This is a genomic window from bacterium, assembly GCA_016873475.1.
Lineage (GTDB): Bacteria > Krumholzibacteriota > Krumholzibacteriia > JACNKJ01 > JACNKJ01 > VGXI01.
This window is the reverse complement of record VGXI01000109.1, coordinates 1-10,554: the sequence shown is the minus strand read 5'-3', so window position 1 is coordinate 10,554 and position 10,554 is coordinate 1. Positions and strand designations below refer to the sequence as shown.

11 protein-coding genes are annotated in these 10,554 nt (G+C 68.0%); 6 read left to right on the top strand and 5 right to left on the bottom strand.

Annotation, left to right across the window (positions count from 1 at the left end):
- Positions 1-333: hypothetical protein (locus FJ251_09775; GenBank protein ID MBM4118006.1), on the bottom strand; the 333-nt coding region annotated here is incomplete at its 3' end.
- 127 nt (positions 334-460) lie between these two features.
- On the opposite strand from FJ251_09775, the gene FJ251_09770 reads away from it, so the two are divergent.
- From FJ251_09770 to FJ251_09760, 3 genes are all read left to right on the top strand, one after another.
- Positions 461-838: a helix-turn-helix transcriptional regulator gene (locus tag FJ251_09770; GenBank protein ID MBM4118005.1), complete on the top strand. Its 378-nt coding sequence runs from the start codon at positions 461-463 to the stop codon at positions 836-838.
- A gap of 14 nt (positions 839-852) precedes the next feature.
- A complete protein-coding gene (locus FJ251_09765) occupies positions 853-1,833 on the top strand; it encodes a hypothetical protein (GenBank protein ID MBM4118004.1) in 981 nt (326 codons plus the stop codon).
- 192 nt (positions 1,834-2,025) lie between these two features.
- A complete protein-coding gene (locus tag FJ251_09760; protein ID MBM4118003.1) occupies positions 2,026-2,373 on the top strand; it encodes an STAS domain-containing protein in 348 nt (115 codons plus the stop codon).
- Between the two features lie 192 nt (positions 2,374-2,565).
- Here the strand turns inward: FJ251_09760 and FJ251_09755 are convergent, their stop codons facing one another.
- The 4 genes from FJ251_09755 to FJ251_09740 all read right to left on the bottom strand — a co-directional run bounded on the left by FJ251_09755 (position 2,566) and on the right by FJ251_09740 (position 6,418).
- Positions 2,566-3,420 (bottom strand): NAD-dependent epimerase/dehydratase family protein, encoded by an 855-nt coding sequence (locus tag FJ251_09755; GenBank protein ID MBM4118002.1) that lies wholly within the window; start codon positions 3,418-3,420, stop codon positions 2,566-2,568.
- Complete coding sequence (locus FJ251_09750; protein MBM4118001.1) at positions 3,417-3,764, bottom strand: hypothetical protein; 348 nt, start codon at positions 3,762-3,764, stop codon at positions 3,417-3,419. Before FJ251_09750 ends, FJ251_09755 begins: the two co-directional genes overlap by 4 nt.
- A gap of 389 nt (positions 3,765-4,153) precedes the next feature.
- Entirely contained in the window at positions 4,154-5,671 is a 1,518-nt protein-coding gene (locus FJ251_09745; GenBank protein MBM4118000.1) for a DUF4070 domain-containing protein, read from the bottom strand.
- 249 nt (positions 5,672-5,920) lie between these two features.
- Positions 5,921-6,418, bottom strand: a complete 498-nt coding sequence (locus FJ251_09740) for a hypothetical protein (GenBank protein ID MBM4117999.1) — start codon at positions 6,416-6,418, stop codon at positions 5,921-5,923.
- A 1,177-nt stretch (positions 6,419-7,595) separates the two neighbouring features.
- Between FJ251_09740 and FJ251_09735 the strand changes: the two genes are divergently transcribed.
- From FJ251_09735 to FJ251_09725, 3 genes are all read left to right on the top strand, one after another.
- Positions 7,596-7,829: a hypothetical protein gene (locus FJ251_09735; GenBank protein ID MBM4117998.1), complete on the top strand. Its 234-nt coding sequence runs from the start codon at positions 7,596-7,598 to the stop codon at positions 7,827-7,829.
- 268 nt (positions 7,830-8,097) lie between these two features.
- Positions 8,098-10,218: a sigma-54-dependent Fis family transcriptional regulator gene (locus FJ251_09730; GenBank protein MBM4117997.1), complete on the top strand. Its 2,121-nt coding sequence runs from the start codon at positions 8,098-8,100 to the stop codon at positions 10,216-10,218.
- 64 nt (positions 10,219-10,282) lie between these two features.
- On the top strand, positions 10,283-10,554 hold a 272-nt coding region (locus tag FJ251_09725; protein MBM4117996.1), incomplete at its 3' end, for an ATP-binding protein.

Sequence of the window (10,554 nt, the reverse complement as noted above, 5' to 3'; positions counted from 1 at the left end):
GGGGGGCCGCAGCCGCGAGATGTAGCGCGCGAAGGCCTCGAGCCGCCGCTCGGCCGCACTCTCGAGGCGCTCGGCGAAGACCTGCGCCAGGCGCCGCGCGAAGCTGCCCGCGCTCTCGGTCGGCCAGAGGTCGACATAGAGCTTCAGGTAGCGCTCCGGCGACAGCTCGTCGAGCGCCCGCAGCACCAGCGAACTCTTGCCCATGCGGCGCTCGGAGAAAACGAAGAGCCGCTCGCCGTTCTCCATGGCGCGGCGCAGGTCCGCCCGCTCCCGCTCGCGGTCGCAGAAGGCTTCGGGCCCGACGATCTGGCCATAGCGGAAGGGGTTGCGCATGACGCCTCCTGTGCGCAGACGGCATAACGCAGAATGCGTAACGCGAGATGCGCTGTCAAGAGCAGTTTGAAAAACATGGAGGATCGTTCTTGACTGGCTGAGTGTTGTGTACTACAATGTACACACTATGACAGACGAACCCAGCAGCAAGGACAGCCCTTTCGGCGCAATGATCCGCGAGCTGCGCGAGGCCCGCCAGGCCGCCGACCGCAGCTACTCGCTGCGGCAGCTCGCCCTGCGCGTCGGAGTGGAGCCCAGCTACCTCAGCAAGGTGGAGCGCGGCGAGACGCCGCCGCCCTCCGAGGCGAAGATCCAGCTCCTGGCGCGCGAGTTGGGTGAGGACCCGGACCTGCTCCTCGCCCTGGCCGGCAAGGTCTCCAGCGACCTGCAGGCCGTGATCCGCCGCCGGCCGCAGCTCTTCGCCGCCTTGATCCGCGAACTCAAGGACCTGCCCGACCAGTCCGTCCTCCGCCTCGTGCGCGAGGTGCGCGACGGCGACTGGTAGAAAGCGAGCGCACGATGATCGAGCTTCGCCATGACGCCCTCGAGATCAGCTTCCCCGAACTCCACCGCGACGCGCGCCTGCGCATCGACTTCCAGCGCACCTTGCGCCTGCCCGACGACGGTCGCGAGTACCCGCTGCCCGCCGGCCTCGGCCGCTTCCCGCTGCGCCACGTCGACGACTTCGCCGATCGCCTGCCCGAGGCCTGGCGCCGGCACGGCGGCGTGCTGCTGCCCATGTACCAGGCCGAGGCGATGTGGCTGAACTTCAGGAGCCCCGCCGGCTATCCCTTCGCCGTGAAGATCGCCGCCGGCAAGATCAACGCCGCGAGCGGGGAGACCTGGCGCGAAGGCCTCCACCGCGATCCCCAGGACTACTGCGCCGTGCCCGGCCAGCCCTGGCTCGACGGCTTCTGCGTGGCGAAGGGCGTCGTGCGGCAGTTCGTGGCGGCGCCGCTGGGCATGGGCGCTACGGCGGAAGAGCAGCTCACGGGCGAGGCCGAGCACGGCGGGTTGCAGATCCTGGCGCATCCGCTGAAGGCCAAGATCTGGCGGCGCGAAAAGCGCCTCGTGTTTGCCGAGCGCGCGGAGAGCCCGCTTGTCGAAGCTTGCGCGACGCCTGTCGCCATGGGCCTCGCTCCCGGCGGCCGCATGCGCCAGGAGATCTACGCCGATCCGCGCGATCTCGCCGACTGGGATCAGCGCGTGCGTGCGCGCTGCTTCGTGCACCTCGCGAGCAGTTTGACGTGGAAGAGCATCACCGGTGAGCTGCCGCCCAATCGGCCGCTCGGCGCGAGCAGCTACGCCGCGGCCGGCATCCCCTGGTTCGACTACTACGATGCGGAGCTGAAGGCGCTGGGCGGCGCCGCGGCCCTCGCGGGGCTGAAGAGCACCAGCGAGTTCGAAGACCTCCTGCCCGACGACGGCGAGGAGGCCTGGGTCACGCCGCCGATCGTCCTCAAGGATCCGCGAGGCAGGAGAAGCGTCCGCGAGTTCTAGTTCGTGGAGCATCGCGGCGCGACGAGTGGAATGCGAATGCCCTGGCTCCCGGAGCTCTCCGGGAGCCTTTTTCTTCGCAAGATCCTCTCCCCAGGCTTTGAATCGGAAACAGGGCTCGCGCGTAACTTCCCGCGTCAATCGGGTGTCTAATGACGCGGAGTACCCGAGCCTTCTCTTCCCCCCGAGGTTTTCATGGCGATTGAACTTCTACACGTGGCCGCAGAACGGCCCGGTCCGGAGGTCGAGCTGCTGCGGCTGCGCGGCCGCCTGTCCGGACCGGGCGCCAGCAAGCGGCTCCTCGAAGCGGCGGCCGCCACGCCGGCCGGAGTCCGTCTTCTCATTCTGGACATGAATGGAGTCGAGTACATGGATGGCGCCGGTGTCGGGGCCCTCGCGCAGCTCTGCTGCATGGCGCGGGCCACGAAGCGCCGCCTCGTGCTCACCGCCATGAACAGCCGCGTTCGCGGCATCCTGAGCGCCGCGGACATGCTGCCGATGCTCGAGGAAGCGGCCACGCCGGCGGCGGCGATGGCGCGATGAGCCCGGACAACCCCTGAACCTGGCGCTCGCCGAGGCGCGCCATCGCAGCCGCTTCGGGGCGCGGCTCGCGCTGCGCGAGACGGCCGCGCTCGAAGCGGAGGCCGCCGCGGCCGGACTCATCTTGTGCGCCCACGGCAAAACCGCGCTGCCCTCCGGCAAGCGCTTCGCCCTGCGCTCCTGGTGCCGCGCCGACTAGGCCCAGGCGCCGCGCTGCTTCGCGGTGAACTCGGCGAGACTCCGCGGCGCGCGGCCGATGAGGCCCTTGATGTCGCCGGCGACCGGCGCGCAGCCTCCCGCCCGCATGGCCCCGAAGAGCACGCTGAGGTAGTCGATCGCTGAAGCGGGCAGGCCCTGCGCCGCCATCCCGGCACGCATGTCCGCGTCGCTGATCGCGTGGTAGTTCACCGAACGGCCGGTGAGCTGGGCGAAGTGCGCGGCGACCTCGTCCCAACCCAGGGCGGCGGGACCGGTCAGCGTGTACTCGCGTCCCTCGTGGCCATCTTCGGTGAGCGCGACCGCCGCCGCCTCGCCGATGTCCTCGGCCGCGATGAAGCTGACGCGCGCGTCGCCGGCGGGCAAGCTGATCGCGCCGCTCTTGATCATGCCGCCGATCCAGCCGGGGTGGAAGTTCTCCATGAACCAGTTGGGGCGCAGGATCGTCCAGGCGAGGCCGCTGGCCTTGAGGCCCGCCTCCACCTGCCCGAGCGGAGACCCCGGCGCGCGCTCGACACCCATTGCGGTCATGAGGACGGCGCGCTCCAGACCCACCGCCCGCGCGCTCTCGATGAGCCCGCGCAGCTTGGGGCCGGCGCCGGCGTCCATCGGCGCGGCCATCAGGAAGAGGCGCTCGGCGCCCTCGAGCGCGGGGGCGAAGCTGTCCGGGTCGTTGAAGTCGAGATGCACCGCGCTCACCCCGCCAGCCGGCGGCTGGTAGTGTTCGGGCTGGCGCGTGGCGGCGCGCACGGCAGCGCCGCGGCGAGCGAGGGCGGCCACCGTGGCCCGGCCCACCTTGCCCGTGGCGCCGGTGACGAGAATCGTCGTGCTCATGGTCGGGGGGCTCCTTCCGAGGATGGGGAAGCCGACTCAACGTCGATGGTAGCAAAAGGCTTCCGGTTGCGCGAGGAGACGAACTGGCGGCGGCGGACTACTCGCACGAGCAGCAGGCCGGCGACCGCGAGCCGAAGCAGAACACTCACCAGTGACGACTCCAGGCCGAAGGAACCGCCGCTGAGCCAGCGGGGACCGCTCGTTTCGCCCGCGAGCCAGCTCGGCAGCGCCGTGATGCCCGAGTTCGGCAGGCCGAGCACGCCGTCCTGCAGGAAGTTCCAGCCCAGGTGGATGCCGAAGACGAACCAGAGCCGCCGCGTGAGCGCGAAGGCGAGCGGGTCCATGTTGGCGTTGCCCAGGTGCGCGAGGCCGAATGATGAGCGTCACGGCGATCATGGCGATCACGGTGCCCGTCCACTCCTCCACGAGCCGGTAGACGATGACGCGAAACATCAGCTCCTGGCCGAAGGCGCCGGCGGCGAAGGTGGCGAGCAGGGTGAGCAGCAGCACTCCCGGCGCGAGGAAGAGCAGGGCCTGCGGGATGCGCAGCAGCGGAGACTGAAGACGCCTCGCCCAGGCCGTCTGCGGCTGGGCGCGCGTGAGGAGCTCGGCGGGAGTAAGGTGCATCGGAACCTCGTGGGGCGGTGCCGCGCAGCGGCGAACGCAGACCTACGGCAGAGGGTCGGCGCCGGTATACGCACGTCCCGGTCTCGCAGGCAGAATCCGTTGGGTCCTAGGCGAGCTGCAGCTCGCAGACGCGGCGCAGGTGATGGCCGGTCACGGCCAGGGTCACCGCGAGGGGCAGCTTGCGGGCGTCGTGGCAGAGAGTCCAGCCGAGCAGTCGCCAGTACTGGCCGCGTTCGCGGCCGAGGATCCCCAGGCGGACGAGCGATTCGCCGAAGGCGCGCAGGTCCACCCAGTGCAGGCGGCGCGGCTTCTGCTGCGAGCGGTGCTCGCGCAGCAGCGTGCGGATGCGGGCGTAGTAGGGTCGCGGCGCGTAGATGCCGCGAAGAATGCTTCGATAGCCTTCCTGCAGCGCCTGCGCGTTCATGCGCGGCACGATGTTCGTGGAGCCGTCCGCGTTGTCCCCCGACATGGAGCCGGTGAGGCGGCCTTCGCGCTTCAGGCGCGCGTGCAGGCGAGTGCCGGCCGGCGCCTGGAGGAGGCCCACCATCGCAGTGACGATGCCGCTTCTCTGGATGAAGTCGATCTGCCGCTGAAAGACGCCGGGTGAATCGCTGTCGAAGCCGACGATGAAGCCGCCCTGCACCTCGATCCCCGCGCGCTGGATGTGCTGCACGCTGGCCACGAGGTCGCGGCCCAGGTTCTGGCGCTTGCTGCACTCGCTGAGGCTGCTCTCCTCGGGCGTTTCGATGCCGATGAAGACGCGCTCGAAGCCGGCGGCCGCCATGGCGGCGAGCAGCGCGGGGTCGTCGGCCAGGTTGATCGACACCTGCGTGTAGAAGCGCGGGCGCGGCTTGCCGCGGCGCCAGGCCGTGAGGGCGGGCAGCAGCTCGCTGCGCAGCGCGCGCTTGTTGCCGATCAGGTTGTCGTCGACGAAGAAGATCTCGCCGCGCCAGCCGCGGGAGTGGAGCGAATCCAGCTCGGCCGTGACCTGCGCGGCGCTCTTCAGACGCATGCGGTGGCCGAAGAGCGCGGTGACGTTGCAGAACTCGCAGTCGAAGGGGCAGCCGCGGCTGGTCTGGATGCTCATCGAGGCGTAGCGCTTCAGGTCGAGCAGGTCCCAGCGCGGGGTGGGCGAGGCGGCCATGTCGGCGCGCTCGGTGCTCTCGGTGACGCGCGGCGCCTCGCCGCGGGCCAGCGCGGCGAGGAAGCCGGGCAGCGCGACCTCGGCCTCGCCGAGCACGAGGTGGTCCACCTGCGGGAAGCGCTCGGGCTCGTTGGTGAAGAGCGGCCCGCCGGCCACCACGGGCAAGCGCCAGGTCTGGCAGCGCTCGATCACGCGCTCGGCCGAGGCCGACTGCACGCTCATCGCGCTGACGAGGGCGATGTCCGCCCAGGCCAGGTCGGCATCCGTGAGCCGGGTGACGTTCAGGTCGATGAGGCGGAGCTGCCAGCTGTCGGGAAGCAGCGCCGCCACGGTGACCAGGCCCAGCGGCGGCAACGAGGCGCGCTTGCCCACGAACTTGAGGGCGTGGCCAAAGCTCCAGAAGGTCTCGGGGAACTCGGGGTAGATGAGCAACGCTCGGCGGCCCAAGGGGCGGGCGAAGGGGAGGCGCGGCAGGTTCATCGCGATCGCTTCCGCCGCGGGGCACCCCCGCGGACCCGCTCGCCACAGGGGGGGCGGCTTTCGCTAGCGGATCAGGCGCTGAGCGCGAGCGTTTCGCGAAGAAGCGCGGGCCGGCTGCCCGGCGACGACCGAGTCACGGGGATTCCGTCTCGGCGAATCGATCCTCGGAGAATCCAGTCCCGGGCAGTATAGCCCGCGGACCCGCGATTGTACACGTGTACAATTGAGGGCTGTTGCCACGTGGCAACTCTAGTGCTCGTTATCTTCCCCATGCACAGCCGGTTGGGGTGCCGCCGGCCGCGCGTAGGCCGAAGCGGCGCCGTGCTCGTAGACGAGGGCACCGCCCAGCTTGCCCGTCCAGGTGACCTGCGCGACCATCACGAGCGCCGCCGCGAGGAAGGCCCAGCGGGCGGCCGCGCCCAGGCGGCCCTTCAGGAAGCCCGCGGCCGCGAGGGCGAGGCCGATCCAGGCGGCGACCATGAAGCCCTCGGCCCGCTCTTCGTGCTCATGGATGAGGCGCTTCGCCACGACCTGCTCCACGCGGTCCTCGGTGGCCTCGCCGCTCTTCAGCGCGACCACGCCCGAGACGAGCGAGAGCAGCATGAGCGCCGCCACGGGCCACCAGATAGCGCGGGGCTTCCCGGCGCGGGCGCTCCAGAGCAGGGCGACCAGGGCCGTCGGCGGCAGCAGGAAGGCGAAGGCGATGGGGAAGTGGACAACGGCGGGGTGGAGAGGGTTGGGGAGCATGGAGGGCCTCCTGGGTCTCTGATGGAAAAGTGCACGGTCTGCAGATGGCAGTCAGTCATCGTTCGGCGCTAGGGGGTGTTGACCTCGTGGACGTGACTGCACCGAGACTGACAACCGCGGCGACACTGCCCAGCCCCGCCACACCTCCCCCAATGGCCAACCTCATGAAACCTAATGGTTTGCATCAGGGCTCCCTCTCAATGCCTTGGCGTGAATTCTGAGCAGACCGAGTGAACCCGAACTACGGAGGGCCAATGATGCTCACAGAGCGAATGCTACTCAACTTAGCCCAGATCCTGATTCTAGCACAGAGTCTACTCGCGCTGGCAGTTCCCCCTTGCTTGGCGGCCGAGCGCCTCCTACAAGCAACGGATGGCTCTGGCCGTGGAGCCCGCGCTTGGTTGGAGTTCCCAGCTGTTGCGGAACCCCGCTCTACTGGGCATGGGGCGGCAGACCAGACCGTCTTCTCCTCGCGGGCGCTCCGACTGGACCCCCGTGGCCATGCATCGGAGATGGTCGGGTCGGGCGACCTCTTCCTATGGTTGCTTGCGGCCCCGTTCGGCCCTGAGAAGGTCCCAGCCCCCGGCTGTACCAAGTTCTCCGGGGATGACGACGATGACGACTTCCACATCTTGCCTAGGTGGTTGAGGTTGCACGTCTCGCGCAATCATTTGCATGGCGACGATGATGATGACGACTTCAACGCACGCCAGTAGTCAGCTCGAGCCGGTTGTGGGATTCAGGCGTCAACTTGTCTCTTGAGAATGAGTTACGCCCCCCCCCCAGCCGCTCGACGCTCCTGGCGAACTAAGCTTCGTCGTCGAGCAGGGTTAGCCTGGGGCCCGGGAGCTCGGTGGTCGAGCACTGGGTGAGCCGTGGAGGCAAAGGAGCCACCAGGCGGACACCAACGCCGCTTCGGGCGCTAGTCCAGTTCTCAGCGGTGATTAGCGTTTGACTCGCATCCCGCCAGTCCGTAGACTTACATCTGCACATGTCGGATCGGGGACCGAAGCCAAGTAGCAACCGGCGCCTCTCCGCGTTCCCCATGACTCTCGGTCAAAGCGGCCGCCCGGTTGCACGCTCAATCCGCCCACTCCTGCGGATGGCTTCATCCCCTTAGGAGACAAGTAGGCCATAGTTGGCCTCTACACGACATGAACGCAAGGAGCCGATCTGGATGAAGCGGCGTAGCCTGCTTTCCCTCGTCTGCTTGATAGTGCTCTTGATGAGCCTAGGTAGCCCTGTGGCAGAGGCGAGAACTCCGCCCAAGGGTCCTGAGGATTATCAGCCGATTGATGTCCTGATCGATCCTTCTATTGGCGATGATGATGACGACGGAGCCAATATCGCATCGCCGCTGGCTTCCTTGGTGGCAACCTTCTGGAGCACGATCCGCTGGCTAGCCTGGTAGCGCTCGACCTGAGTGGAGGGTTGGATTGGAAGGCCGCGCTGAACATCTGATCGGGCAATTCATCGTAGGGTGGGATTTTCTGGACTCCACGGCCGCGGGAGAGTTGGAAGTCCTACTTCATCGCGGAGCGCTTACCGCATCGGAGGCAGACCTCTGCCGCCTCCGGCTTTCATGGTTCTACCTTAACCAGTTCAACAAGCGGCGATCCCAAGATTACCTCGCGGGGCTTCAGCCTAGCGAGAGATGGGATTTCGTTTCTGCCACTCTCATGCTGGAGGCTTTGGATCTTCTGGTCCAGGGCAAGCCAGACCAGGCTCTTGAGCGCATTAAGGGCCTTCCCCTGCCCGAAAGCAGTACGACCTACTTAGCCAGACTGGAGATCCTGAGGGCGAGGATCTCGAAGGCCCAGGGGGATTTCGAGCTGGCGGAACGCAGTCTCGAGCGTGCCCGCTATCTTCTGCCAGACGGGGCTCTTGCAGGGCTGCGCGGAGCGGTCGAGTATCAATTGGGGATCCTCTACAAGAGCGCTAGCGAGTTCCAAGTAGCAGCACGATCGTTCGAGAAGGCGATCACTCAGTTCCAGAAGGCGGGGCTCAAGGAGTGGAGGCACCGGACCATCTTCAATCGGATGATCGCGCTCAGGAAGGTGGGTAATCTCTCCAAGGCCCACGAGGACTTGCTTCAGCTCAACCAGACGAGTCTAGATCTACTGCGATCGAACAAGTACCTCAACGAATTCGCGCGCCTCTACCTCGCCCTTGAGGACGACCACCAGGTCCGCAAGCACCTGGAGATGATCGCCCAGGCTACGGACGAGAACACGCCAATCCGCAGCCGTGTGATCACGCACGAGGTTTGGGCCGACTACCACAAGCTCCGCGGGGAGTGGCCCGAAGCGCTAGCCGCGATCGACGCTGGGCTTGAGCTGGCCTACAAGATCTCCGAGCAAAATGACCTGGTCGGCGAGTTGCTGCGTCGCCGCGCCTGGGCTCTGTACGAGCTCGAGCGCAGCGACGAAGCCTTCTCCGCCGCGAAGCGCAGCCTCGAAGTCTGCGAGCGCGTGGGCGAGGTCTACGAAATCGGCGCGCTCTTCCGCACGCTCGGGCTGCTCGCCGAGCGCCGCAACGAGCCGGCCGAGGGCGAGAACCTGCTGCTCAAGGCCGTCGAGTTCTATCGCGACAAGGACGAGAAGTACGAGCGCGCGTTCAGCCACATGGCGTTGGCCGGTTTCTACGAGCGGGCCCACGAATCTCGCAAGCGCGAGGACGACCTTCGCGAAGCCTTCCGCCACATGGCGAGCGCCCTCGGCCTCTTCGACGAAATGGGCATCGCCCCGCGCATCGCCCAGACGCGCGCCCACCTCGACGCCCTCACCGAGCGCCTGCCCAGCAAGCCCTTCACGCCGCCGGATGGCCAGACCCTCGCCGCCCTCGGCAAGGTGCACGGCATCATCAGCGCGGACGTCTCCATCGCCAAGCTGCTGGAAGTGCTCGACACGGTCGCGCCCTCGGACGCGGCGGTGCTCATCACGGGCGAGACGGGCACCGGCAAGGAGCTCTTCGCCCGCGCGCTGCACAAGCTGAGCGGCCGCAAGGGCGACCTCGTCATCGTCAACTGCGCGGCGATCCCCGACGAGCTGATGGAGAGCGAACTCTTCGGCCACCTCAAGGGCTCCTTCACCGGCGCGCATCGCGACCGCGCCGGCAAGTTCGCCCAGGCCGACAAGGGCACGCTCTTCCTCGACGAGATCGGCGACCTCAGCCCGCGCCTCCAGGCCAAGCTCCTGCGCGTGCTGCAGGACGGCATCTACAGCCCCGTCGGCTCGGACGAGGACTGCCACGCCGACGTCCGCGTGGTCAGCGCGACCAACCGGGACCTCGCGGCGCTCGTCACCCGCGGCCGCTTCCGCCGCGACCTGCTCTATCGGCTGAACCACGTCGTTCTCGCGCTACCTGCGCTGCGCGATCGCGGCGAGGACGCGGTGCTCCTCACGCGCTACTTCATCCACGAGATCGGCACGCGCCTGGGCCGCAAGATCGCCCTCGACCCGCACGCCGAGGACAAGATCCGCGAGTACCCCTGGCCCGGCAACGTGCGCGAGCTGCAGAGCCTCGTCGGCCGCATGGCGCTCTTCGCGCGCGACACCGGGCACCTCAGCGTGGACCTCTTCCCCGAGAGCGTGCTCACGCCCGTGGAGGACTTCGGCAGCGACCTGGCGAGCATCGTCCTCAAGGCCGAGAAGGACGCCATCCTCGCCGCCCTCACCCGCGCCCGCGGCAACAAGGCCGCCGCGGCGCGCATCCTCGGGGTGAGCCGCAGCACCCTCAACGACAAGATCGCCCGGCTGAACCTCAGCGCCGAACGCATCGCCCGCGCCGCGCGGGCCTAGCCCCGCGCCCTCCCTGTCCGGCTCAGTCCTTGCAAATTACCCACGCTGTGGGTAAAATATCACCATGATCTGGCGAAATATCACCGACCGCGTCGAAGCCGCCCTGGCCGACACCCCCGTCGTCTTCCTCGGCGGCGCCAGGCAGACAGGCAAGAGCACGCTCGCGCAAGCCGTTGCTACTAAAAGAAATGGCGCCTATCTGAGCCTGGACGACGCCACCGTCCTCGCCGCCGCCAGCGCCGATCCGCAGGCCTTCCTGGCCGGTCTGCCGCCCTTCGCGGTCATCGACGAGGTGCAGAAGGCCCCGGCCCTGCATGCCGCGATCAAGTTCCTCGT